The sequence below is a fragment of the Conyzicola nivalis genome, from assembly GCF_040548875.1.
GTDB classification, from domain to species: Bacteria; Actinomycetota; Actinomycetes; order Actinomycetales; family Microbacteriaceae; genus Conyzicola; species Conyzicola nivalis_A.
This window is the reverse complement of record NZ_JBEPSJ010000001.1, coordinates 145,611-169,793: the sequence shown is the minus strand read 5'-3', so window position 1 is coordinate 169,793 and position 24,183 is coordinate 145,611. Positions and strand designations below refer to the sequence as shown.

The window sequence follows — 24,183 nt, the reverse complement described above, 5'->3', positions numbered from 1 at the left end:
CAGCCCTACTTCTCGGGGGTGGTCGATGCGGATGCGCGTGTGTCGTTCTTCGCGGCGTCGATGTCGGCGACCTCCGCGTCGAGGAGGGACTGGGCGAGGGTCTTGCCCCGCTCGCCCTTCGGACCGCGCGCGCGGCGGATGATCGGCAGCAGCAGCGACAGCGCGGAGAGCGCGAGCAGCGCGATCGCGATGGGGCTGACGACCTCGAGGAACGGCTTGGTCGGCAGGATCGACAGGGTGCGCGACAGGTTCTCCTCGGCGAGCGGGCCGAGCAGCAGCCCGAGCACGACCGGGCCCGCGGGGAACCCGGTGCGCTTCATGATCACGCCGATGACGCCGAAGACCAGCATGGTGCCGACGGTGTAGAAGCTGTTGGTGGTCGCGTAGGTGCCGATGATGCAGAAGATCAGGATGGCGCTCCAGATGTAGTGCTGCGGAACGTCGAGCAGCTTCACCATCCCCTTCATCCGCACGAGGCTGAGGCCGAGCGAGAGGATGGTCGCCACGAGCATGATGCCCGTGATGCTGACCACGAGGTCGGGGCGCGAGGTGAACAGGTCGGGGCCGGGGGTGATGCCCCAGATGATCATGGAGCCGATCATCACCGCCATGACCGAGTCGCCCGGAACGCCCAGAGCCATAGTCGTCGTGAGCGATCCGCCGAGAGTGGCGCTCGACGCCGTGTCGGAGGCGGTGATGCCCTCGATAGACCCCTTGCCGAACTCCTCGGGGTGCTTCGAGATGCGCTTCGCGCGGTCCCAGCCGATGAGCCCGGCGATGTCGCCGCCGGCGGCAGGGATGAGTCCTACGATGAGGCCGACCAGACCGCTGACGCCGAGCGGGCGCCCCATGCGCTTGACCTCTGCCCTGGTCGGCCAGTAGCGGCCGAGGCTGGAGATCGGCTTGATCTTGCTCGCGTGGTGCGTGAGCAGCTGGTCGAAGAGCTCGGCGATGCCGAACAGGCCGATGATGACGGCGATGAAGTTGAAGCCGTCCCAGAGGTCGAGGCTGCCGAACGTGAGTCGCTGGTCGCCGGTCGCGGGGAACACCCCTACGGTGCCGAGCGCGAGGCCGAAGACGCCGGCGAGCACGCCCTTGAGAATCGACTTCGACGAGATGCTGATCATGATCGTGAGGCCGAAGATCACGAGGGCGAACAGCTCGGGCGACTTGAAGTAGTCGCGGGCGATCGTGGCGATCGGGATGGCGAAGGCTGCGAAGATCACGAGGCTGGCGAGAATGCCGATCGCCGAGACGATGGCCGACACGGTGAGCGCGAGACCCGCCTTGCCTTGCTTCGCCATCGGGTACCCGTCGAGGGTGGTCGCGATCGACGCCGGGGTGCCCGGGGTGTTGACGAGGATCGAGGGCACCCGGTCGCCGAAGTTCGCGGCCACGTAGATCGTGAGCAGTACCGCGAGGCCCTGCACGGGCTCGAGGGTCAGCGTGAAGCCGGCCGCGAGGGCGACGGCCATTGTCGCCGTGATTCCCGGGAAGGCTCCGACGAGGAACCCGAGCGCGAGGCCGAGGAGGAGACCGAGGAGCACCTGCAGGTCGAGCAGCGACGCTATTCCGTCGGCGAAGGCGTTCATAGGGGGATCCTTAGGAGCATTCCGAAGAGCACATAGATGAAGGCGGTCGTGATGACCGGGAAGAGAACGAAGGTCTTCCAGCTGCGGGCGCCGTAGACGTAGAGCAGAGCGAACAGGAAGAACGGCGTGATGAAGACGAACAGCTCGATGTTGTAGCCGAACGCCACGATCGAGCGCACCTGCCACAGCGCGAGATAGACGACGGTCAGCACGATGGTGGAGATGAGGCGGCGCATGCCGCCCTTCTGCAGTCTCTCCAGGTCGTCGCGATCGGCCGGCGGGCGCACGAACGCGTAGACGAGCCGCCAGGCGGCGATCACCACGCCCAGCACGCCCAGCATCGTGGGCCATGACCGGGCGTCGATCTGTCCTGCGCCGGTCTCGCGGCGGAGGTCGATCTGCAGCACGAGCACGAGGTACACCGCCATGAAGACGAGTGCGACGGCCGCGGCGACGATCTCGAGCCTGCGCGAGGGCTGCGCGACGATGTCCGCGTCGGCCGTGTCGGAGACGACGGCTTCGTCGCCGGTCTCCGAGCGAGTTTCTGTCACGATGAATCGCTTTCTGCTGGGATCGAACCGAGGGGTGCGCCGAGCCGACCGGCTCGGCACACCCCTCGCCGCGATGTGTCGGGTGTGCCGGAGACTAGCCGAGCAGTGTCTTGTAGAGGTCGAACTGGCTGTTCACGAACTCCGTGAACTCCTCCGCGTTGCGGTAGACCACGAGGTTTCCCGATTTCTTCTGGAACTCGACGTAGCTGTCGCTCTCGACCGAGTCGGCCACTGCCGACTCGAGAACGTCGCGCACGTCGTCGGGCAGGCCGGCCGGTGCGTAGATTCCGCCCCAACCGCCGTAGAGCAGCTCTGTTCCGATCGCCTCTTCGGCGGTGGGCACGTCGGGAAGGTTGAAGTACTCCTCGTCGTTGAGCACGGCGAGCACGCGCACGGCGCCGGCCTGGGCCACCGCCTCGCCCGCGCCGGAGACCGCGGCGACTGCCTCGCCGGATGCGGCGGCGGAGACCGCCGTCGCGCCACCGTCGTACGACACGGGCGTGAACTGCGCACCCGTCTCATCCGCGATGCCGAGCGTCGCCGCCTCCCAGATCGAGCCGGTCCCCGAGTTGGCGACCGTCACGGCGCCGTCCTTCGAGGCCTCGATGAGGTCTTCGAGCGTCTTGTACGGGCTGTCGACGCCGACCGAGATGACGCCGGGCGCGAGCATGATCTGCCCGATCAGGTCGAAGTTCTCGGGAAGCACATTCGCGTTCTGCGTGGTGTTGAGCATCGCGATCTCGACGGGACCGAAGCCGATCACGTAGCCGTCGGCGGGCTGCTGCGCGACGTACTCCATCGCGAGTGCACCGGATGCTCCCGGCATGTTCTCGGGGATCACGCTTACTCCCAGAACCTTCTCGAGCTCGGTCGCGAGCGCGCGGCTGGAGAGGTCGGAGCCGCCGCCCGGGTTGGCCTGGATGATCAGGCGGATGTCCTTCTCGGGAAACGTGGTCTCTGTCGCGGTGCCCTCTTCGGCCGGCTCCGCGACCGGGGTGCAGCCCGCCATGGCGACTGCCACTCCCAGTGCTCCGACAAGTACCAGTGCTGTTCTTGTGCTCTTCACAGGCTCCGTCAACTCCTTCGTTTGGGGCCTTTGACCCGTCTTCATTGATGTGTCATGGTCGAATCCGTGCGTCTGCGAGAGAGCAAGTAATCGATTTCATGGATGCTACGAGCCGCCGCCCTCGCTTGTCAAGCCGATCGGGCCAACGGTGTGTAATCGGTATCTGTTCAGTCGGCGAAGACCGCGACCGTGCCGGCCGAGAGCCGCCGGATCTCGGGCTCGCGGGAGGGCTCGCCGATGCGCGCCACGAGCAGCGCGGCGGCCTCCGTGCCCATGCGCATCGTCTCGTGGTCGAGCACAACGAGCGAGTAGCGCTGCGACGTGCTCCACGGCACCGGGTCGAAACTCGCGAGCGCGATCGTCTCCGGGTCGACGTCGAGCTCGGTGAGCGCGCGGATGGCACCGAGGGTCATCGCGTTGTTCGCGATGACGATCGCGTCGGGCGGCGTGCTCGAGGCGAGCAGCTCCCGCACCGCGCGGTAGCCGCCCTCCTCCGAGTAGTCCGAGTCGACGATGAGCGCACCGTCGGTGGCGATGCCCGCGGCCGCGAGCGCTTCGAGGTAGCCTTCCCGTCTGGCGCTACCGGTGAACGTCCGCTCGGGTCCCGCGATGTGCGCGATGCGCCTCCGTCCCGCCTCGACGAAGCGCGCGGTCAGCTGCGCGGCGCCGGTGCGGTTGTCGAACACGACCGAGTCGAAGTCGCCCGTGCCGGCGAGCCGGTCGATGACCACCACCGGCACACCCGTCGAGGTGAGCTCGGTCAGGTCGCTGCGCAGCGAGTCCGCGGGAGCGACGATGACACCGCTCACCTGCTGCGCCGACAGCAGGCGCAGGTAGCTGGCCTCCAGGTCGGTGTCGTCGTCGCTGTTGCAGAGCATCAGCATGTAACCGTCGTCGCGCAGCGCGTCGCCGATCCCCCGCACCACGTCGGTGAAGAACGGGTTCGCGATGTCGGGCACGATCACGCCGACCACGCTGTTCGACTGGCGCCGGAGGCTGCGGGCGACGCTGTTCATGCGGTAGCCGAGCTCGCTCAGGGAGGCGCGCACCCGCTCGGCGATCTCCGGGTCGACCCGTGGGTTGTTGTTGAGCACCCGCGACACTGTCGCAGTGGACACACCGGCGTGACGCGCGACATCGACCACCTTCGGCCTGGTGGATTTTGCGACCACGGTCACCTCTTCGTCTCCCGGATTGCGCCCAGCGAACCCCAGAGGCCGCCACGGCTGCTTGTGATGATAGCCGCAAGAAACCTTATGCTCAGGTTCTCGGCGACCGTCTGCGACCGCCGGGCGCACCGACCGGAGGCACGCCATGACCCGCACACCGATCCAGCTCGGCGCCTACGCGTCGCTGCCGCGCGAGGCGCGATCCGACGCCCGTCTGAACGACGCGCACCTGCGTGCGGCGATGGAGGCCACCGGATGCAGCGGGCTCGAAGTCCCCTGGGCGAGCGCGACCTTCGTCGCCGACGAGGCATCGCTCGTGCGCCTGCTCGAGGCGGGCGGCAGCCACGTGCTCACCATGGTCGCCGCCACGATGGAGGCGCGCGCCGACGGGCGTTTCGGGCTCGCGTCGCTCGATCCCGACGGCCGCCGGGCCGCGGTCGAGCTGGTTCGCGGCGCCCATGCGGCGACGGTAGCGATGAGCGACCGGGCCGGGCGACGCGTCGTCGCCGCCGTCGAAGTGCAGTCCGCGGCATCCGTCGACATCTCCGCCCGCGACGCGCACGTCGCCGCTCTCGCCGAGAGCCTCCACGAGATCGCCGGCTGGGACTGGCGCGGCGCCCGCGTGCTGCTCGAGCACTGCGACTCGGCGCTGGGAGTGCGCCCGGTCAAGGGCTTCCTGCCGCTCGACGACGAGCTGCGGGCACTCGCCGCGCTCGACCCGGCAGCCGGCGTCGGTGTCGGCGTCAACTGGGGACGCTCGGTGCTCGAGACGCGCGAGACCGCGAGCGCCGTCGATCACGTGCGCCGCGCCGACGCTCTCGGACTGCTGGGCGCCCGCGCCTATTCCGGCGTCGCCGCGACAGACAACCCGCTCGGGAGGGCGTGGGCCGACAACCACGTCGCGGCCGCCGGTGCGCTCGCCGTCGGCGCCGGTCTGGGCTCGAGCCTGCTCACTGCCGCCGAGGTCGAGTCGTTCGCCACGGCGGCTCGCGGCGGGCTCACGATCGTGAAGGTGAACGCGCCGCCGGGTGCCGATTCGCGCGGGTCGCTGGCGATCGTCGCCGAGTCGTTCGCCCTGGTCAGGGATGCCGTCGAGCGGGCGGCCGCAAACTCCGGGTTGACTGTGTAATCGATTTCTAGCATGCTGTCGGATACCGCCGTGACAGCCGGCGGGCAGTTCATTCGACCGCAATCAAGGAGGATTCGTGGCCACCGCTCCGTATTCGATGCCCACCCGTCTCGCCCGCCCCCAGCTCGAGGCGAAGACCGCCTGGCTTGTCACCAGCGGCGACCTCAGGCTCGCGGCGAACCTCGCCGGATGGCCGATCCAGCAGGCGATGGAGGAGCGACTGGCCGAGGAGTTCGCGGCGCTCGGCTGGAGCATCCAGCGTGCGCACGCGGTCGACGAGGCGAAGGGTCACGGCTTCATCGACAGCCAGCACTACGGGCTCGAGGTGTTCACGAACATCCCCGAGGACGCGCCGCTCATCGTCGCGGAATCGGTGTGGCAGTACAGCCACCACGTGCTCGCGGGCCTGCGCACGCACAAGGGTCCGATACTCACCGTCGCCAACTTCGTCGGCGACAACCCCGGCCTCGTGGGGCTGCTCGGCCTCAACGCCGGCATGACCAAGATGGGCGTCGACTACTCCACGATCTGGAGCGTCGACTTCAGCGACGACTGGTTCCGCGCCGGCATCGCCTCGTGGCTCGAGACCGGCCACATCGAGCACGACGCGTCGCACGTACGGCCCCTGCCCGCCCTCGCGGCGAGCGCGGAGACCGAGCTCGCCCAGGCGCTCGCCGGCCAGCTGCTCGACCGCAAGGCGATCATCGGAGTCTTCGACGAGGGCTGCATGGGCATGTACAACGCCATCATCGACGACGAACTGCTCAACCCGCTCGGCATCTACAAAGAGCGCCTCTCGCAGAGCGCACTGTACGCCGAGATGCTCACCGTCCCCGACGCCGAGGCCGAGGCGGTCCTCGCCTGGATCCGCGATGCGGGCATGACGTTCGTCGTCGGCACCGACGAGGCGACCGAGCTCACCGAGGCACAGCTCGTCTGGCAGGCCAAGATGTACGTCGCGGCTCTCCGCATCAGCGACGACTACGGCCTCTCGGCCGTCGGCATCCAGTACCAGCAGGGTCTCAAAGACCTGGTGCCGGCGAGCGACCTCATCGAGGGCATTCTCAACAACGTCGAACGCCCGCCCGTGCTCAGCCGCGACGGCAGCCGCGAGCTGTGGGCAGGCGAGGCGCTCCCCCACTTCAACGAGGCCGACGAGGGCGTCGCCGTCGACGCCCTGCTCACCAACCGCATCTGGACCGCGATGGGGCTCGACCCGGCGAACACGCTGCACGACATCCGCTGGGGCGAGGACTACGACGGCCAGTTCGTCTGGGTCTTCGAGATCTCCGGCTCCGTGCCGCCGTCGCACCTGACCGGCGGCTACCACGGCGCCGTGGGCTGGCGTCAGGGACCGGTCTACTTCCCGCTCGGCGGCAGCACGATCAAGGGAGTCTCCAAGCCGGGCGAGTTCGTCTGGTCGCGCCTCTACATCGCCGAAGGGGCGCTGCACTTCGACATCGGCCGCGGCACGGCCGTCGAGCTGCCCGCCGACGAGACCGAGCGTCGCTGGCAGGCGACGAACCCCGAGTGGCCGATCATGCACGCCGTGCTGCACGGCGCGAGCCGCGACCAGTTCATGGCGCGCCACAAGGCCAACCACCTGCAGGTCGCCTACGCGCCCGACGCCGAGACCGCCGACCGCGCGCTGCTGGCGAAGGCCGCCATGTTCGACGCGCTCGGCGTCACCGTCCACCTCGTCGGCGACGTCGCGATCTGACCGACGTCCGGTGCGGCCTCGTCTCCTCGGGGCCGCACCGGGACACGCGACGACCCGGCCCTCGTCGAGACGCTTCTGCCCGCCCATTACACTTGTAACCGCTCGCGGGAGTGGTGAAATTGGTATACACGCAGGTTTTAGGTACCTGTGCCGAAAGGCGTGAGGGTTCAAGTCCCTTCTCCCGCACTTCCTACCGGTCCGTTACTCTGACTCGCATAACGAACGCGGAGTGAAGGGTGTTGCCCGGACGTTCGAGCAGACGGTGACTCCCGAGGGAGGCGTGATCGGCAACGCCGCCGCTCTCTCGGGCACGCTGACAGTAAGCGGCGAATGCCTGACGCTCGACGGGGTCCCGTTGCTGATGCCCAGCCATTCCAGCGCGTGGGACGGCACGACACTGAGCATCGGTGCGTACAGATTTCGGCTCGGAGACGCGGTCGAACTCGCCGGGGGCATGGTGCCTCTCGCGAGTATGAGGGAGGCGGGTCGCGACGACGTCCTCGACCGATGCGGCGACATAGAGCCGATAGGCGTCACCGGATTCGACGCGCCCCGGTAGTGCATCGCGCCGTAGCCGCCGCGGTGGGCGAGGGCGGGCTCTGGCGATATGGGCCGTCGTCTTGGGACTCGCCCCGTCGCTCGTGTGGCTTGCCGCAGAATTCTTCACGGCGGCGTTGTTCGGTACGGGATACTCCGCCTTGTAACCGCGGTCGCGGAAGCAGCCAGACCGCAGTCAGCCCGCCGCTCGCACGACCAGTTTCGCGATCGTGTCGGCTCCATCGTCGGTCAGGTGGTCGAGCGCATACGACGTCGGCCACAGCCCGCCGTCGTCGTCGAGCTGCGCCGCGCCGCTGAAGCCCAGCGTCGAGTAGCGCTCCTTGTCGCCGAGGCCGCTGCGGAAGAAAACGACGACCTTGCCCGCCTTCGCCCACCCCGGCTGGCCGTAGTAGAGCTTCGGCAAGAGGCCGGGAGCGACATCCGCCACTATGGCCATCAACCGCTCGGCCATCGCGCGGTCGGGCTCGGCCATCTCAGCGATCTTCGCCAGAACGGATGCCTCGTCGGCGGCTTCCTTGTCGGCCGCCTTCCCGCGCTTGGCCTCTGCCTTCAGCTCGGCCGATCGTGCCTTCATCGCGGCACGCTCTTCCGCGGAGAACCCGCCCTCGGCCTTCGTCCGGTCGCCGGTTCCGCTCGTGGTTCGCGTGTCGCTCATCGCGTGGTGCTCCCTCTTGTCGGTCGTAGTCGTGATTGCGCCCCAGACTACGACCCGGCAGCGCGTCGCGCTTCTCGGATCCTGCTCGCCCGCGATGCGCCCCGAACTGGGGCCGCGTCGTGTCATACCGCGGGATGATCTCTGCCGAAAACGTCATTTTCTCAGCCAGTGCGAGCCCGCCAGCCGGTAGCCTGAGAGCGTTGAAACCGTAGCCGCCGCCGATTGACCTCAACGGCAACCGACGACTGGAGATTTGTCCGTGTTTTCCACCGCTCTCATTCCGTTCCTCGATCCGGCAAACCTGATCGAGGGATTCGGCGCCTTCGCGCTCCTCGGTGTCTGCTTCATCGTGTTCGCCGAGACCGGACTGCTCGTCGGCTTCCTCCTCCCAGGCGACACGCTGCTCGTCATCACCGGGCTCCTCACCTTCACCGGCACCATGGTCGTCGGCGGTTCCGGCATCGAGATACCCATCTACTGGGTGTGCCTCGCGATCGGGTTCGCGGCCTTCCTCGGCGGCGAGGTCGGCTACCTGATCGGCCACAAGCTCGGCCCGCGCGTCTTCGAACGCAAGGAGACCGGCCTGTTCTCGATGGAGAACGTGCGTCGCACCAACTCGTTCTTCGAGCGCTTCGGCGGCATGGCAGTGATCGTGGCCCGCTTCGTGCCCATCGTGCGCACCTTCGCCCCGGTCGCCGCGGGCGTCGGCCACATGAACTACAAGAAGTACTCGCTCTACAACCTCATCGGCGCGCTCATCTGGGGCGCCGGGCTCACGTTCGCCGGATTCCTGCTCGGCTACATCCCGCCCGTCGCCGACTTCGTCACTCACTACATCGACGTGATCCTGCTCGGCGCCGTGTTCATCGCGATCGTGCCGACCGTCTACCACTACATCCAGTCGGTGCGTAAGGCGCGCAAGAACCGCGCTGCCGCGAGCGCGACGGACACCTCCGAGCTGGTGCTCGACCAGGCCCTGTTCGATCAGGACAAGAGCAACGACCCGAAGAACTAGCTCTCGGCCGGCGCTTCTTCTCCGGCCGGCTTCTGCGGCTCGGCGGGCAGCTTGGCGCGCAGTTTCTTGAGCGCCCCGCCGGCCTCGCGACGCACTTCGATCTCCGGGTCCTTGAGCAGCGCACGCAGAACGTCGATCTCGTCGGCGGTGCCGATCTCGCCGAGCGCGCGTGCGGCCTGGGCGCGAACCCGGGCGACCTCGTCTTCGGCGAGCGCCGCGACCTCCGCCGGGTAGGCCAGCTCGCGACGGGCGACGACCTTCGCGCTCATCTCGCGAACGCGCCAGGCCTGGTTGCCCAGGCCAGCGAGCACGGCGGGGATCGCGGAGTCGTTCCACACGTAGAGGAACGTTCGGGCGCCCCACACCTCGGGCCAGTACAGCGGCGGTGCTCCGTCGAGGATGCCCTGGGCGTGACGGCCGCCGACCGCGAGCAGAAACTCCTCGCCGGCGTTGAGCCCGGCGATGAGCGCGGTGGCGCGGGCCACCACCTCGTCCTCCCCCAGCTCGGCGACGACCTTCTCGATGCGCTCGGAGGGGGTGTCGTCGTTGGGCTGGTTCTTCGGAGTGTGTGTAGTCATAGCGCTGCTACTTTACGCGGCCGGGCCGCTCACGGCTCACCCAGATCGAGTCCAGGGCGTCGGGAGACAGGTCGAGAGTGCCCTCCCGTTCTCCGAGGGCGACGGCGAACGGTTCGGCGGACGCCACGGTGAGCGAACAGTCGATGGTGAAACCCTCCGCCTCGAGGCGGCGCAGCAGCAACGGGTCCCGGTCGCTGATGCGGGCGACGAACACGGTCTCCCCTGCCGCCGCAAGGCGCAGCAGCACGGCGGCCGGCTGGTCGACGACGCCGTCTCGGCTCGGGATCGGGTCACCGTGCGGGTCGCGCGTCGGGCGTCCCAGCTCGTCGTCGATCTTGTCGAGCAGCCGGTCGCTGAGCGCGTGCTCGAGCACCTCCGCCTCGTCGTGCACCTCGTCCCAGGCGTAGTCGAAGTGCCGGACCAGCCACGTCTCGATGAGCCGGTGTCGTCGCAGCATCCGCAGGGCCAGGGCCGTGCCATCCGCCGTCAGCGTCACCGCCCCGTATGGCACGTGGTCGACGAGTCCCTGGGCGCCGAGCTTCTTCACCATCTCGGTGACGGATGACGCGGCCAGCCCCAGCCGACCCGCGAGCACCGACGTGGTGATCGGCTCGGGCTGCCATTCGGTGTGGGCGTAGACGACCTTCACATAGTCTTCGACGGCGATCGGATAGGCCGGCATCAGATCCCCGCGATCACGAGCACGATGAGCACGACGTTGATGGCGACGATCGCGGCGGTGGCGATCCAGCTCACCCAGCGCAGCCAGGGGAGGTTCGCGAACTCGCCCATCAGCGTCTTCGAGCTGGCGAACCGCACCAGCGGGATGAGAGCGAAGGGGATGCCGAAGCTCAGCACCACCTGGCTGAGCACGAGTGCCTGCGTCGGGTCGAAGCCGATGCCGAGCACGACCAGTGCGGGGATCATGGTGACCACACGCCGAGCGAGCAGCGGGATGCGCACCTTGAGCAGGCCGCCCATGATGGAGGCGCCGGCGTAGGTGCCGACGCTCGTCGAGGCGAGCCCGGAGGCGAGCAGGCCGATGGCGAAGATCACGCCGATCGCAGGGCCGAGGTTCGCGACGATGGCGGCGTGCGCCCCCTCGATCGAGTCGGTCCCCTCGACTCCGCGCAGGCTCGATGCGGCGAGCAGCAGCATCGAGATGTTGATGGCTCCTGCGACGATGAGCGCGGCGCCGACGTCCCAGCGGGTGGCCTTGAGCAGCATACGGATGCGACCGGGGTCGTCCGTCACTCCGTGCCTGTCGCGGGCGAGTGCGGAGTGCAGGTAGATCACGTGCGGCATCACGGTGGCGCCGAGCATGCTCGACGCGAGCAACACCGAGTCGGCGCCCTCGAACCGCGGCACCACTCCGGCCAGCATCGCGGCGGGGTCGAGGTCGCTCACGAACAGCCCGGAGACGAAGCCGACGACGATGACACCGAGCAGGGTGACGATGACGATCTCGAACGGCCGCTGTCCACGACGCGACTGCACGGCGAGCAAGACCATCGAGGCGACTCCGACGATCACCCCGCCGAGCAGCAGGGGCACGCCGAACAGCAGGTTGAGCGCGATGGCGCCGCCGATGACCTCGGCGATGTCGGTCGCCGCGGCGACGAGCTCTGCCTGCCCCCAGTAGAGCCGCCGCGGGGCGGTCGGCAGCCGCTCCCCCAGCAGCTCTGCGAGGCTGCGGCCGGTGACGAGACCCACCTTCGCCGACTGGTACTGCACGATCACCGCGATGAGGTTCGCGAGAATCAGCACCCACAGCAGCAGATACCCGTACCGGGCGCCCGCCGTGAGGTTCGCAGCGACATTGCCCGGGTCGACGTAGGCGATGGCGGCGACGAACGCCGGGCCGAGCAACATAAGAGTGGTGCGGGACGACGAGCGCTCGGAGCGGACGCGAGATTTCGGCATGCCGAAACCCTATCCGAATTTCGGTGAGCCGAAAAGTCAGCGGTGGTGCTGTTGCTCGTGCTCGGCGTGCTCGGTGGGTTCGAGCTGGAACGTCGAGTGCTCCACGTCGAAATGCCCGGAGAGGCAGCCGCCGAGCTCGTCGAGCAGAGCGCCGGTGCCTCCGCTCGCGAAGAGCTCCTTGGTGACCACCACGTGGGCCGAGAACACCGGCGCGCCCGACGTGATCGCCCAGACGTGCACGTCGTGCACGTCGACGACGCCGGGTGTGCCGAGGATGTGCTCGCGGATGGTCTCGACGTCCATGTTCTTCGGCACGGCCTGGCTCAGCACGTGGAAGACGTCGCGCAGCAGCGAGAGGGCGCGCGGCACGATCAGGCCGGCGATCACGAGCGACGCGATCGCGTCGGCCTGGGCGAACCCGGTGAGGAGGATGACGACGGCGGCGACGATCGCCGTGATGGAGCCGATCATGTCGCCGAGCACCTCGAGGTAGGCACCCCGCATGCCGATCGAGTCGGTTCCGCCGCGCAACACCAGCAGGGAGGCCACGTTGGCGCCGAGCCCCACGACCGCGACGACGAGCATCGGCGTGCTGAGCACGTGCGCTTCGTCGGGGTCGACGAGGCGGCTCACCCCTTCGACGGCGACGAACACGGCGACGCCGGCGAGCAGGAGGCCGTTGATCAGCGCGCCGAAGACCTCGGCCCGCTGGTAGCCGTAGGTCTGCCGGTCGGTGGCGGGGCGGGCCGCGATGAGGATCGCGATCAGCGCGACGACGAGGCCGAGAAGATCGGATGCCATGTGCCCGGCGTCTGCGAACAGGGCGAGCGATCCGGAGACCACGGCGCCGACGACCTCGACCACGAGGAAGACCGCGACGATGCAGATGGCGACAACCAGCCGCGTGCGGTTGGTCACCCCCGCCGCGTGGTCGTGGCCGTGCCCGGCGTGGTCGTCTCTCGTCACGATCCAAGAGTAAGGGCGCCCTGCCACCCCTACTAGGGGTGCGCTCCTGATAGGAATGATCGGCGTTATCGCTAGGCCGATGACAACCGCCCCTAACTGGGGCGATGAGACACAAAGCGCGCGCCACTAGTCTTCACCGGTGAGTGTACTTATCCTCGTTTTGGCGATCGTCTGTGTGGCGGTCTGGGTGGCAGTTGTCGGCCCGCGTTGGGGCCGGTTTCTGGCAGTGCCGGCGGTCAGCACATCGGTCGTCTTGCTGTCGGTCCTGACACTCGGAGTGACTCCGCTCCTCGGCTTTACCGTGGGCCTGGCCGTGATCGCAGTCCTGTTCGTCGCGACGGCATCGGGTGTCTTCATACTCGTTCGTAGCACGCGCCCGCTGCAACGCCCCTCGGCCGCGGCTCTCGCCCAGTGGTTGCCGTCGCTGCTCGGAGCCATCGTCTGGATTTCTTCCAGGCTGGTCGCTCACATCCTCCCGGGAGCCGCCAAGCTGAGCTGGAGCATGGAGGGCGACACGACCAACAACCTCCTGTACGCACGCAGGATCGTCGCCGACCACGGAATTCTCCTGGGCGGTGCGGAGAACCCGGTTCCACTTCCCGTGGGGATCCTCGCCCTTCCGCTCTCGATCGAACGTCTCGTGACGCCCGCCGATGATCTCCTGCGCAGCGACATTGCCGTATTCGGGTGGGCTTGGACCCTCGTCATCGCCGCCGCCTGCGTCGCCGTGGGCGCCGTTGTGGCATCATGTGCGCCGCCAACCAGACCACGGATCGTCGCAATCGCGAGTGCCGCGGGTTCCCTTCTCCCCCTCACGTGGCTCGTCAGCGGACTGCCAATTGATTTCGGGTTCTTCAACGTGCCGTTCGCCATCCCCATACTCATGACTTGCTGGCTGCTATATCTGGGTGCGGAGCGATCGCCGTTTGTCTCGATCGTGTCTCTTCTCGCCGCCGCGACCTTGCTGCTCTTGATCTGGACGCCCGCTTTGTTGATCCCGGCCTTTCTAGGGATCGTCATCGTTATCCGCGACCGCCGCAGGCTGCTTCGACTTCCGGCGCGCGATTATGCGGTTCCGCTCGGCATCGTGGCTGTTTTCTCGATAGTGCTTTCCAGGCTCACACTTCCCGCCTTCGCCGCGCAGGCCACCTCGTTCGACGCGGGAGGTATGGGGTACCCGCCGACCTGGCTTCTCGTCGCCCCCATCGCGGCCGGCGGTGTCCTGATCGTCGCACTGCTCCGCACTCGGACCTCCCTGCCGGTCTTCGCCGGATTCGTCGCGGTAGTGCTGGGATGCTACGCAGGCGTGGGTCTACTCCTGTTTATCTCGCGGGACCACTTCAATCCCTGGACCTCCTACTACCCCGTGAAGTTCGCGTGGCTGTCGACCGTCGTGCTCCTGCCCATCGTGCTCTCCCTAGCGATCGGCCTCCTCTCGGCGATCCGGCGGCCGGCGTTCGCGGCGTCGACCGTCGTTGCCGCGAGCACCATCGCGATAACGATTGCCGCGCTCGCGCCCATCCCCACACCGATCGGATACGAGACGCGACAACCGATCGACCGCATGCTCGGCGGCTACGTGTGGAACACCGGCGATGAGGCCGTCGAAACGATTTTGAAGTTGTCGCAGCGCGAAGAGCTGGCTCTGCTCTGGCATTCGAACTCGCCCGACGAGGCGATGATCAACTATTGGGTGATCGACGCCTTCGGTGGTCATCTCGAGGGCGACGAGACTCTCCGCCGGTTCTCCTTCAGCGACTACTCCGCCTTTCGGCAGTTCAACGCCCACCGCCCAGATTCCACCAACGATCTGTGCCAGGTCCTCCGCGACCCGTCGTCGACGCTGACGGTGTACACCGATGACGCGGACCTCGAGGCGAGCCTGCCCGACTGGTGCGAGGGTGGGACCGCTTCGTTTGTGCTCGGCCAGACGCCGGGCGTCGACTACTAGAGCAGCCGCTGCCGCACCACGGGCATGATCTGCCCGAACGCGCGAGCGCGGTGGCTGATCGCGTTCTTCTCGTCGGCGGTCAGCTGCGCTGCGCTCACCTCGAGACCCTCGGGACGGAACACCGGGTCGTAGCCGAAACCGCCGACGCCCGCCGGCTCGAGCAGCACTGAGCCAGGCCAGACCCCGTCCTCGACGTGCTCGAAGTCGCCGACGACGAAGGCCGCCGCGCAGTCGAACTGCGCCGAACGATCGGTGATGCCCGCGAGGTTCGCGAGCAGCAGCTCGAGGTTCTCACGGTCGTCGCGGTTGCCCGCGTAACGGGCGGAGTGGATGCCGGGGGCGCCGCCCAGCGCGTCGACCGAGATGCCGGAGTCGTCGGCGATCGCGGCGAGACCCGTGTGCTTCGCGGCGGCCCGCGCCTTGATCAGCGCGTTTGCCCCGAAGGTGTCCCCGTCTTCCACCGGCTCCGGACCGTCGTAGCCGATGAGATCGATACCGTCGAGCTTGTCGCCCAGGATGCGCCGGAGCTCGACGACCTTGTGCGCGTTGTGGGTGGCGAGAACCAGCTGCACGGGGCTCATGACGCGAGCGACGCGACCTGCATCGCGGTCAGGTCGGCGGTTCCGCCGAGGGCGAGGTCGAGCAGCGCGTTGAGCTCGTCGCGGTCGAAGGGTGCTCCCTCCGCGGTGCCCTGCACCTCGACGAAGAGCCCGCGGCCGGTGACGACCACGTTCATGTCGGTCTCGGCTTTGACGTCTTCGACGTAGGCGAGGTCGAGCAGCGGCTCGCCCTTCACGATGCCCACGGAGACCGCGGCGACGCTGTCGATGAGCGGCTTGGAGTTCTTGCCGATGAAGCCCTTGTCACGGCCCCACTCGAGCGAGTCGGCGAGCGCCACGTAGGCGCCGGTGATCGCTGCGGTGCGCGTTCCGCCGTCGGCCTGCAGCACGTCGCAGTCGATCACGATGGTGTTCTCACCGAGCGCCTTCATGTCGACGACAGCGCGCAGGCTGCGGCCGATCAGGCGGGAGATCTCGTGGGTGCGGCCGCCGATCTTGCCCTTGACGCTCTCGCGGTCCATGCGGTCGTTCGTCGAACGGGGAAGCATCGAGTACTCCGCCGTGACCCAGCCGGTGCCCTTGCCCTTCAGCCAGCGCGGAACCCCGTTGGTGAACGACGCCGTGCACAGCACCTTGGTGTTGCCGAAGGAGATCAGCGCCGAGCCCTCGGCCTGCGTGCTCCACCCGCGTTCGATAGTGACGGGGCGGAGATCGGTTGCGGTGCGGCCGTCGGAACGGGTCATGGGGTGTCTGCTTTCGGTAGCGGGGCTTAGGGCAAAACGAGCTTGGGCAGGTGGATCGTGCCGGTCTCGACGAGGTCGACGCGGGTGACCTCCGGGCCGAGGAAGCGGGACGCGAGGCTCAGGAACTGCTGCTGGCTTCCGCCGGTCGCCTCGAACGTGTAGGCCGGCGACTCGAGGGACGTGCGTTCGAGACCGTGCTTCACGAGCATCCGGTACACGTCGTACGCCGTCTCCTCGGCGCTCGAGACGAGCGTGACGTCCTCCCCCATGATGTATTGGATGGCGGCGGCGAGCAGTGGGTAGTGGGTGCAGCCCAGCACGAGCGTGTCGATGTCCGCGGCCTTGAGCGGGGCCAGATACTGCTCGGCCACCTCGAACAGCTCGGGGCCGCTGGTGACACCGGACTCCACGAACTCGACGAACCGCGGGCACGCCTCGGCGAAGATCTTGAGGTCGGATGCCGCGGCGAAGGCGTCCTCGTAGGCGAGCGACTGCACCGTGCCGACGGTGCCGATCACGCCGATGCGTTTGTTGCGCGTCTGACGCACCGCGGCCCGCACCGCGGGCTGGATGACCTCCACGACGGGAATGCCGTAGCCGCCGGTGAACCGCTCCCGGGCGTCGCGCAGCATCGCCGACGAGGCGGTGTTGCAGGCGATCACGAGCAGCTTGACGCCCTCGGCGACGAGGTCGTCCATCACCTCGAGCGCGTAGCGGCGCACATCGGCGATCGGCTTCGGCCCGTAGGGGGAATGCGCGGTGTCGCCCACGTAGGTGATCGACTCGCGCGGCATCTGGTCGATGATGGCCCGCGCGACAGTGAGGCCGCCGACCCCGCTGTCGAAGACTCCAATCGGCGCATCCGTCACGCCTCCGAGTTTAGTGGAAGCCGTCGCGCTCCCTCTCCTGCTGCACGACCGCCTCCCGGTCGGCGAGCCGGCGGAGGCCCGCGAGCGGCTGGGCCATGCGATGGTTGCCCCGCAGGGCCGGCTCCGCGCGGTCGAGGAACGCCCAGTAGCCCGCCGTGTACGGGCAGGCGTCGGGCCCGAGCCGCACCTTCGGGTTGAAGCGGCACCCGCCGCAGTAGTCGGTCATCCGGTCGATGTAGGCGCCTCCCGCGGCGTAGGGCTTCGTCGCCACGATTCCGCCGTCGGCGTGCTGGCTCATGCCGATGACGTTGGCCGGCATCACCCAGGGCGTTCCGTCGACGAACATGTCGGTGAACCAGTCGTTGAGCTGCACCGGATCGTAGCCGCGCTGCAGCGCCCAGTTGCCGATGACCATGAGCCGCTGGATGTGGTGTGCCCAGCCGTGCTCGCGGAGTCCGCCGACGGAGTGTCTCAGGCAGTTGGCCTCGATCGCCGCGGCATCCAGCTCGACGAACTCGCGCGGCAGGTCGACGGTCGCGCCGAGCGCGTTATGGCCGGTGCGGTAGCCCTCGCCGAGGTGCCAGTAGAGATGCCAGACGTAGTCGCGCCACCCCGCGACCTGTCTCACGAACCCCTCGACGCTCGACAGCGGCGCGTTGCCGTTCGCGTACTCGGCCGCGACCGTGTCGACGACGTGGCGGGGGTCGAGCAGGCCGAGGTTCATGGGCGCGCTGAGGAGGGAGTGCGCCATCGTCCAGTCTCCGGTGAGTGTGGCGTCTTCGAACGGGCCGAAGTCGCCGAGACGGGTCTCGACGAAGTCGGCGAGCGCCGCCTCCGCCTCGGTGCCGGTCACCGCGAAGCGGCGGGGGCCGTCGTCGCCGACGAGGCGGATGTCGCCCGCTGCCTGCCAGCGGTCGAGGTCAGCCCGCACCCCGGCGTCGATGTCGTCTTCGACGGGCCAGCGCGGGTCGGGCAGCCCGAGGGAGGACGCGTTCTTGGGCGGCGGTCGCCGGTTGTCGTGATCGTAGTTCCACTGGCCGCCGACCGGCGCGGCTCCCTCCATCAGCAGGCCGGTGCGAATCCTCGTGTCGCGGTAGAAGTCCTCGAGCAGCAGCCTGCCGTCGCCTCGGGCCGCCGCCCACGCGGCGAACTCCTCCTCGGTGGTGACGAAGCCGCGGCTCGGCAGGATGCGCGCGCCCAGAGCGCGCACCGCGCGTCTGGCGGCCCACGACGTCGGATCGATGACCTCGAGGTCGTCTCGCCCCCGTGTCACCTCGGAGTAGCTGTCGACCTGGTGGAACTCGACTCGGTCTCCCAGCTCGGCGGCGCGATGACGGATCGCGGAGAGGATCAGGTGTGCCTTGGCGCGATGGATCGGCCGGCGCCGGAGCACCGACCGCGCCTCGATGAGCAGCATCGGACCGCCGTCGTCGAAGAGCTCGCCGAGCTGCCCGGCGAAGATCCACCGCACTTTCGTCATGGCACCCACGCTAGGCGGTACCCCCGACCTCGATAGGCTCGTTGACATGACGAGCGCGCTGCTGACCGACCGCTACGAACTGACCATGATCGACGCGGCCATGCGCAGCGGTCTCCACGACCGGGAATGCGTCTTCGAGGTCTTCGCGCGCAGGCTCCCCGAGGGCCGCCGCTACGGGATCGTCGCCGGCACGGGGCGGCTGCTCGACCTCATCCGCGACTTCCGATTCGACGACGGCGACCTCGACTGGCTCCGTGATCACGCCGTCGTCACCCCGACCACGCTCGACTGGCTCGCCGACTACAGGTTCACCGGCAGCATCTCCGGCTACCGGGAGGGCGAGGTGTACTTCCCCAACTCCCCCATCCTCGTGGTCGACGGCACCTTCGCCGAAGCGGTGATCCTCGAGACGCTGGCGCTCAGCGTGCTCAACTACGACAGCGCCATCGCGAGCGCCGCGGCGCGCATGGTGTCCGCCGCCGATGGCCGCCCGATCGCCGAGATGGGGTCGCGCCGAACGGGCGAGCGCTCGGCCGTGGCCGCGGCGCGCGCCGCCTTCGTCGCCGGCTTCGGCGCGACGAGCAACCTGGAGGCCGGCCGCCAGTGGGGCGTGCCGACCATGGGGACCGCCGCGCACGCCTTCACCCTGCTGCACGACAGCGAAGAGGAGGCGTTCCGCTCGCAGGTGGAGGCGCTCGGCTCCGGAACCACCCTGCTCGTCGACACCTTCGACGTGCCGAAGGCGGTGGAGACGGCGGTACGCGTCGCCGGCACCGGCCTCGGCGCAGTGCGCATCGACTCGGGCGACCTGCCCGCTCAGGTCGCCGCCGTTCGGCGCCAGCTCGATTCGCTCGGCGCGGTGAACACGAAGATCACCGTCACGAACGACCTCGACGAGTACACGATCGCCGCGCTACGGGCGGCGCCGGTCGACTCGTACGGGGTCGGCACATCGGTGGTCACCGGCTCGGGGCATCCGGCCGCCTCCATGGTCTACAAGCTCGTCTCGCGCCGCGACGCCGCCGGCGAGTGGGTCGCGGTCGCGAAGAAGTCCGCTGCGAAGGCCAGCGTCGGCGGGCGAAAGCATCCGGTGCGCACGATCGAAGACGGCGTGGCCGTCGCCGAGACGATCTACGTCGGCGAGCCTCCGGCCCCGAACGCCGACGAACGGCCGTTGCTCGTGCCGCTCATGGTCGACGGCGAACCGGTGGCCGACTACCTCGGCGCCCACGGCACCGGCGTGGCCCGCACGCACAGGGCTGCGGCGATCGCCGAGCTGCCCGACCAGGCCTTCCGCCTGGCACGCGGCGAGCCGGCGATCCCGACGGTCTACGTCACGAACTAGAGCCCCTCGAGCGCCCTACTTCAGCGTCTCGTAGATCTCTTTGCACGTGGGGCAGACCGGAAACTTCTGCGGGTCCCGACCCGGAGTCCACAGCTTCCCGCAGAGCGCACGAACGGGCTTGCCCGTGAGGGCGGACTCCATGATCTTGTTCTTCGGCGCGTAGTGCGAGAAGCGCTCGTGGTCGCCCTCCTCGACCTGCTCGCTGTTGAGGAGCTCTTCGAGTTCGCGATCGAGAGTGGAGGTTCCTCCGCCGGTGTGCTCGGTGTCAGTCATGCGCTCATTGTAGTTTCGCTTCGAGGTGTTCGCAGCGGCTAGTTGCGCATGGCGAATGCCAGGATCTGCGAACCACGGCGCTCGAAGATCACGCTTCCCCAGAAGATGCCGATGAGAAGCATGCCGACGCCGATGACGACCCCCGTGCCGAGCGCGACGAGCGGCCAGAAGCCGCCGTACATGATGCCGAGGACGGCGGCGAACAGAGACGGAGCGGCGAACAGCAGGATGGCGAGGAAGGAGAGGGCCTGGATGGTGCCGGCGGGGCTGCCGCTCTGCGGTTGCGCGAACGGGCTGTCGCCGGGGCGCACGGCGGGGTACGGGAAACGTGCCGACATGATGCTCGACAGCCCGAGACCGCTGAGCAGGATCGCCGCGCTCACCCCGACCAGGCTGGGCAGTACGTCCCAGTCTCCGTAGACCCAGCTGCTCACCACGGAGCCGACGGCGATCGCGACGATGCCGACGGTGAGGGCGGGTATCAGCCGGCCGAGCCGGTCTGCGCGCCCGGAGGTGCTCGCCGACAGGTGCAGCCACACGGCGGTGCTGTCGAGCGCCACGTCGTTGTGCATCGACCACGACAGGAAGAGGCACATGACGGGCAGCGGAAGCAGGGCTATGAGCGGCAGCGGACCGACGCCGATCACGAGCGCGATCACCATGAAGATGGGGATGAACGGGATGGCGATGAGCGATGCGCCGTAGCGCGAGTCGCGCAGCCAGTAGGTCACGCTGCGGGCGGCGATCACACCGGTCGGGGTGGCGGGAAAGACGGCGAACCAACCGAGGCCCGAATACTTGCGCGCATGGGCCTGGCGCTGGGGGGTCACCAGCATCGTGGCGACGAGCGCCCGCCAGGCGACCGCGAGCACACCCACCCACGCGACCGCGATGAGCAGTTTGAGCATCGCGCCTCCGACGTCGCCGGCCGCGGCATCCGCGGGTATCGCCCAGGCGGCGCCGAGCGGGGTCCAGCCGACCACCCGCGCGACCGAGGCGAGCACGTCGAGGCCCTCTTTCGCCCAGTCGACCGAGACGAGGGCGAAGATCACCGGCGACAGGCTGATGAGGGCCAGCAGGCCGAGGATGCCCGTCGTGTCGCGTGCGCGCCTGGTCGAGAGCAGGAACGCGGCGATCGACGTCGAGATGCGCGCCGACAGCACAGCGGTGACGACGATGAGCACGGCCCCGACTGTGGCGAGGAGCACCGGGATGGGGCCTCGGCTCCACGTGGCGATCTGCGCGACCGCCATGATGGCGATGACGACAGTGGGCACGGAGATGAACGACGCGAGGGCGAGGTAGGTGGCGAGTTTGTTGTTGGCGATGCCGAACAGGGCGAACTTGCGGGGGTCGAGGGTGTCGTCGATGCCGAGGATGAGCGGAAGGACCGTGTAGATGACGAGCACGGTCGCGCCGAGCACGATCGTGGCGCTCGCGGCCACGTCGACTTCGAAGAACCGGAGGGCGAAGAGACCGCCGACGACGAGAACGGCTGTGGCTAGTCCGTAGAGCAGACCGAGCGCGAGCGCGACGAGCTGCCAGGGACTGCGACGAAACGAGTTTCCGAGAAGCCTGAGCTTCAGTCGGAGAATTTGTGCAACCACTCCATGCCCTCCGCCGCCTTGCGACCACCGGCGAGCTCGACGAACCGCTCCTCGAGGGTCTTGCCGTTGCGCACCTCGGCCATGGTGCCGCTCGCGAGAATAGCGCCGTTCACCACCACCGCGACCGAGTCGCAGATGCGCTCGATGAGGTTCATGGTGTGGCTCGACATCACCACGGTGCCGCCGGCGGCGACGTACTTCTGCAGGATCTCGATGACGTTGGCTGCCGACACCGGGTCGACCGACTCGAAGGGCTCGTCGAGAACGAGGAGCCTCGGCGAGTGGATCATCGCCGCTGCGATCGCGACCTTCTTCGTCATGCCGGCGGAGTAGTCGGTGACGAGACGGTCGAGCGACTCCTCGAGGCCGAATGCCGCGGCGAGGTCGGCGCTACGGCTGCGCACCACCTTCTTGTCGAGGCCGTGCAGGATGCCGGAGTAGTAGAGCAGCTGCGAACCGGTGAGCCGGTCGAAGAGCCTCAACCGGTCGGGCAGCACTCCCATGGTGCGCTTCGCGACCACGGGATTGGTCCAGACGTCGGCGCCGTGCACAGTGACGCTGCCCGCGTCCGGGCGCAGCAGTCCGGTGACCATCGACAGAGTCGTCGTCTTGCCTGCACCGTTCGGGCCGACGATTCCGAAGAACGATCCGGCGACGATCTCGAGGTCGATGCCGGCGACGGCTGTCGTGTCGTCGAACCGCTTGACGAGGCCGGTGACCTTGAGCACGACCTCGCGCTCGACCGGTGCCGCCACCTCGACGACTTCGACGTTCTCAATGGTCGCGACGTTCTTCACGTCGGGCTCGGGCGCCGATACCTGCGACACGACCTCGGACGACGGCGTCTTCGGTTTGGCCGCCGGAGTGCGGGGTTGAGACGCGGGCCGCTTCGACGGTGCGCGACGCACGGGCGGCTTCGGGGCGGTGGTGGTGGTCTCGGATGCCACGGATTCTTCTACCGTCTCGGCCCGAGTCTCCTCGGCGTTCAGCGTCTCGACGGGCGCCGGACTCTCGGTGAGCAGAGCCTCCGTGGCCTCGGGAAGCTGGGAGTCGACAACGGAGGCCACGTCGCCGGACGCCGGCTGCGCGGCGGCCTTGGCGCGCGCGGTCGTCTTGGCGGCGGGCGGGCGCTTGGCGGGGACGCTCTTCGGCGCCGGGCTCTTCGAGGTGGCGCTCTTGGCCGGCGTCGTGGTGGCGGCGTCGGAGCTCGCCGGCTTCGGGCGCGTGGTGCGGGGCTGGGTGGTGCGGGGCTGCGTCGTGCGCGGCTGCGTCGTCTTGCCCGTCTGCCCGGCGGGCTTCGCTGTGCTGCGCGACGTCGTCTTGCGCGGGGTGGCGGGCTTCACGGCGGTCTCGCCGGTGGCGGCGTCTGCCGCAGGCTTCGGCGTGCGAGCGGTGGTCGTGCGGGGTGTCGCCGGTTTGCGCGGAGTCGGCGCCTTCTTGGTCGTGCTGGATGTTCGAGCGGCCGGGGTGTCTACCTGCGGCGTCGGCTGGGCCTCGGGCAGGTCGGGTTCGGAATCCACGTGTCCACCGTACCAACCGCCGACGACTGTCAGAGCTTCCATCACGAATCGACAACATCAGCCGCGGGCCTCTGGCCCGCGGACGAGGGTCGCTGCTAAATTTACCCAAGCACAATGGTGTGTCCAGAAATTCACCTACAGGCAAACAACAGGCAAACAAGCCACAGTGTGTTGTTGCTTCGCAGAAGTAGATTGACAACAAGGAGACTCATCGTGACCACGCAGATCGTGATTCTGGCCGCCGGAATGGGCAGCCGTCTCGGCCGCACCCTGCCGAAGCCACTTACCGAGCTCGCCGACGGCCGCACCATCATGGGGCAGCAGTTCGACAACATCCACCAGGCCTTCGGCAAGGCAGCACAGGTCACGGTCGTCGTGGGCTACAAGCTCGAGCACATCATCGAGGCTTTCCCCGAGGCATCCTTCGTCTACAACGAGCAGTACGACCAGACCAACACCTCGAAGAGCCTGATGCGCGCTCTCCAGGCATCCGCCCCCGGCGGCGTCCTCTGGATGAACGGCGACGTGGTCTTCGACCCCGCAGCGCTCGAGCGCGCTGCCAAGCTGGTCGCCCGCGACCAGTCCTTCGTCTCGGTCAACACCGCGAAGGTCTCCGACGAAGAGGTCAAGTACACCACCGACGCGGAGGGCTACATCAAGGAGCTCTCGAAGACCGTGAAGAACGGTCTCGGCGAGGCCGTCGGCATCAACTACATCTCCCGCGACGACAAGGCCGTTCTGCTGCGCCAGCTCAAGCGCGTCGGCGATCAGGACTATTTCGAACGTGGCATAGAGTTGGCCATTGAGCAGGACAAGCTGCACATTGAGCCGGTGGACATCTCCGATCTCTACGCTGTAGAGATCGACTTCGCTGAAGACCTGGAACGGGCGAACCTCTTCGTCTAACCGGTTG

General features: G+C 68.2%; 23 protein-coding genes and 1 tRNA gene. 8 read left to right on the top strand and 16 right to left on the bottom strand.

Annotated features, from left to right (window positions below):
- Positions 1-5 precede the first annotated feature (5 nt).
- The 4 genes from ABIE21_RS00825 to ABIE21_RS00810 form a co-directional block, all read right to left on the bottom strand.
- Positions 6-1,592, bottom strand: coding sequence for a tripartite tricarboxylate transporter permease (locus ABIE21_RS00825; RefSeq protein ID WP_354022889.1), 1,587 nt, complete (start codon positions 1,590-1,592; stop codon positions 6-8).
- Positions 1,589-2,143 carry a tripartite tricarboxylate transporter TctB family protein gene (locus tag ABIE21_RS00820; RefSeq protein ID WP_354022888.1) on the bottom strand — a complete coding sequence of 185 codons (555 nt, stop codon included), beginning with the start codon at positions 2,141-2,143 and terminating at the stop codon, positions 1,589-1,591. Before ABIE21_RS00820 ends, ABIE21_RS00825 begins: the two co-directional genes overlap by 4 nt.
- 94 nt (positions 2,144-2,237) lie before the next feature.
- Entirely contained in the window at positions 2,238-3,164 is a 927-nt protein-coding gene (locus tag ABIE21_RS00815) for a tripartite tricarboxylate transporter substrate binding protein (RefSeq protein ID WP_354022887.1), read from the bottom strand.
- A gap of 212 nt (positions 3,165-3,376) precedes the next feature.
- A complete protein-coding gene (locus ABIE21_RS00810) occupies positions 3,377-4,381 on the bottom strand; it encodes a LacI family DNA-binding transcriptional regulator (protein ID WP_354022886.1) in 1,005 nt (334 codons plus the stop codon).
- Positions 4,382-4,523: 142 nt separating this feature from the next.
- On the opposite strand from ABIE21_RS00810, the gene ABIE21_RS00805 reads away from it, so the two are divergent.
- The 4 genes from ABIE21_RS00805 (at position 4,524) to ABIE21_RS00790 (ending at position 7,786) form a co-directional block, all read left to right on the top strand.
- Positions 4,524-5,507: a DUF4862 family protein gene (locus ABIE21_RS00805; RefSeq protein WP_354022885.1), complete on the top strand. Its 984-nt coding sequence runs from the start codon at positions 4,524-4,526 to the stop codon at positions 5,505-5,507.
- Positions 5,508-5,583: 76 nt separating this feature from the next.
- Positions 5,584-7,227 carry a fucose isomerase gene (locus ABIE21_RS00800; RefSeq protein WP_354022884.1) on the top strand — a complete coding sequence of 548 codons (1,644 nt, stop codon included), beginning with the start codon at positions 5,584-5,586 and terminating at the stop codon, positions 7,225-7,227.
- 104 nt (positions 7,228-7,331) lie between these two features.
- A tRNA-Leu gene (locus ABIE21_RS00795) sits at positions 7,332-7,413 on the top strand.
- 43 nt (positions 7,414-7,456) lie between these two features.
- Positions 7,457-7,786, top strand: a complete 330-nt coding sequence (locus tag ABIE21_RS00790; protein WP_354022883.1) for a hypothetical protein — start codon at positions 7,457-7,459, stop codon at positions 7,784-7,786.
- A gap of 174 nt (positions 7,787-7,960) precedes the next feature.
- Here the strand turns inward: ABIE21_RS00790 and ABIE21_RS00785 are convergent, their stop codons facing one another.
- Positions 7,961-8,440 carry a DUF1801 domain-containing protein gene (locus tag ABIE21_RS00785; RefSeq protein ID WP_354022882.1) on the bottom strand — a complete coding sequence of 160 codons (480 nt, stop codon included), beginning with the start codon at positions 8,438-8,440 and terminating at the stop codon, positions 7,961-7,963.
- Positions 8,441-8,699: 259 nt separating this feature from the next.
- Between ABIE21_RS00785 and ABIE21_RS00780 the strand changes: the two genes are divergently transcribed.
- A complete protein-coding gene (locus tag ABIE21_RS00780) occupies positions 8,700-9,455 on the top strand; it encodes a DedA family protein (protein WP_354022881.1) in 756 nt (251 codons plus the stop codon).
- On the opposite strand, the gene ABIE21_RS00775 is transcribed toward ABIE21_RS00780, so the two are convergent.
- The 4 genes from ABIE21_RS00775 to ABIE21_RS00760 are packed head-to-tail and all read right to left on the bottom strand — an operon-like array spanning position 9,452 to position 12,922.
- Positions 9,452-10,033: a HEAT repeat domain-containing protein gene (locus tag ABIE21_RS00775; protein WP_354022880.1), complete on the bottom strand. Its 582-nt coding sequence runs from the start codon at positions 10,031-10,033 to the stop codon at positions 9,452-9,454. The genes ABIE21_RS00780 and ABIE21_RS00775 overlap by 4 nt on opposite strands.
- Before the next feature lie 7 nt (positions 10,034-10,040).
- Entirely contained in the window at positions 10,041-10,715 is a 675-nt protein-coding gene (locus tag ABIE21_RS00770) for a metal-dependent transcriptional regulator (RefSeq protein WP_354022879.1), read from the bottom strand.
- Complete coding sequence (locus ABIE21_RS00765) at positions 10,715-11,956, bottom strand: Nramp family divalent metal transporter (protein WP_354022878.1); 1,242 nt, start codon at positions 11,954-11,956, stop codon at positions 10,715-10,717. Before ABIE21_RS00765 ends, ABIE21_RS00770 begins: the two co-directional genes overlap by 1 nt.
- 36 nt (positions 11,957-11,992) lie before the next feature.
- Positions 11,993-12,922 (bottom strand): cation diffusion facilitator family transporter, encoded by a 930-nt coding sequence (locus ABIE21_RS00760; RefSeq protein WP_354022877.1) that lies wholly within the window; start codon positions 12,920-12,922, stop codon positions 11,993-11,995.
- A 187-nt stretch (positions 12,923-13,109) separates the two neighbouring features.
- Between ABIE21_RS00760 and ABIE21_RS00755 the strand changes: the two genes are divergently transcribed.
- A complete protein-coding gene (locus tag ABIE21_RS00755; RefSeq protein ID WP_354022876.1) occupies positions 13,110-14,873 on the top strand; it encodes a hypothetical protein in 1,764 nt (587 codons plus the stop codon).
- On the opposite strand, the gene rdgB is transcribed toward ABIE21_RS00755, so the two are convergent.
- The 4 genes from rdgB to ABIE21_RS00735 are packed head-to-tail and all read right to left on the bottom strand — an operon-like array spanning position 14,870 to position 18,525.
- Positions 14,870-15,454, bottom strand: coding sequence for an RdgB/HAM1 family non-canonical purine NTP pyrophosphatase (gene rdgB, locus ABIE21_RS00750; RefSeq protein ID WP_354022875.1), 585 nt, complete (start codon positions 15,452-15,454; stop codon positions 14,870-14,872). The genes ABIE21_RS00755 and rdgB overlap by 4 nt on opposite strands.
- Positions 15,451-16,176, bottom strand: a complete 726-nt coding sequence (gene rph / locus ABIE21_RS00745) for a ribonuclease PH (protein ID WP_354022874.1) — start codon at positions 16,174-16,176, stop codon at positions 15,451-15,453. Before rph ends, rdgB begins: the two co-directional genes overlap by 4 nt.
- Positions 16,177-16,202: 26 nt before the next feature.
- The gene (murI, locus tag ABIE21_RS00740; protein ID WP_354022873.1) at positions 16,203-17,045 is read right to left on the bottom strand and encodes a glutamate racemase; all 843 of its coding nucleotides are present in this window, start codon (positions 17,043-17,045) and stop codon (positions 16,203-16,205) included.
- Positions 17,046-17,055: 10 nt separating this feature from the next.
- Positions 17,056-18,525 carry a cryptochrome/photolyase family protein gene (locus tag ABIE21_RS00735; protein ID WP_354022872.1) on the bottom strand — a complete coding sequence of 490 codons (1,470 nt, stop codon included), beginning with the start codon at positions 18,523-18,525 and terminating at the stop codon, positions 17,056-17,058.
- A 46-nt stretch (positions 18,526-18,571) separates the two neighbouring features.
- On the opposite strand from ABIE21_RS00735, the gene ABIE21_RS00730 reads away from it, so the two are divergent.
- A complete protein-coding gene (locus ABIE21_RS00730; protein ID WP_354022871.1) occupies positions 18,572-19,870 on the top strand; it encodes a nicotinate phosphoribosyltransferase in 1,299 nt (432 codons plus the stop codon).
- 15 nt (positions 19,871-19,885) lie between these two features.
- Here ABIE21_RS00730 and ABIE21_RS00725 read toward each other — a convergent pair whose 3' ends face one another.
- The 3 genes from ABIE21_RS00725 to ABIE21_RS00715 are packed head-to-tail and all read right to left on the bottom strand — an operon-like array spanning position 19,886 to position 22,529.
- Complete coding sequence (locus ABIE21_RS00725) at positions 19,886-20,143, bottom strand: DUF3039 domain-containing protein (RefSeq protein ID WP_188508800.1); 258 nt, start codon at positions 20,141-20,143, stop codon at positions 19,886-19,888.
- 38 nt (positions 20,144-20,181) lie between these two features.
- Positions 20,182-21,750 carry a hypothetical protein gene (locus ABIE21_RS00720; RefSeq protein WP_354022870.1) on the bottom strand — a complete coding sequence of 523 codons (1,569 nt, stop codon included), beginning with the start codon at positions 21,748-21,750 and terminating at the stop codon, positions 20,182-20,184.
- Positions 21,726-22,529: an ABC transporter ATP-binding protein gene (locus ABIE21_RS00715; protein WP_354024377.1), complete on the bottom strand. Its 804-nt coding sequence runs from the start codon at positions 22,527-22,529 to the stop codon at positions 21,726-21,728. Before ABIE21_RS00715 ends, ABIE21_RS00720 begins: the two co-directional genes overlap by 25 nt.
- 954 nt (positions 22,530-23,483) lie before the next feature.
- Here ABIE21_RS00715 and ABIE21_RS00710 point away from each other — a divergent pair.
- Entirely contained in the window at positions 23,484-24,176 is a 693-nt protein-coding gene (locus ABIE21_RS00710) for a phosphocholine cytidylyltransferase family protein (protein WP_354022869.1), read from the top strand.
- Positions 24,177-24,183 lie beyond the last annotated feature (7 nt).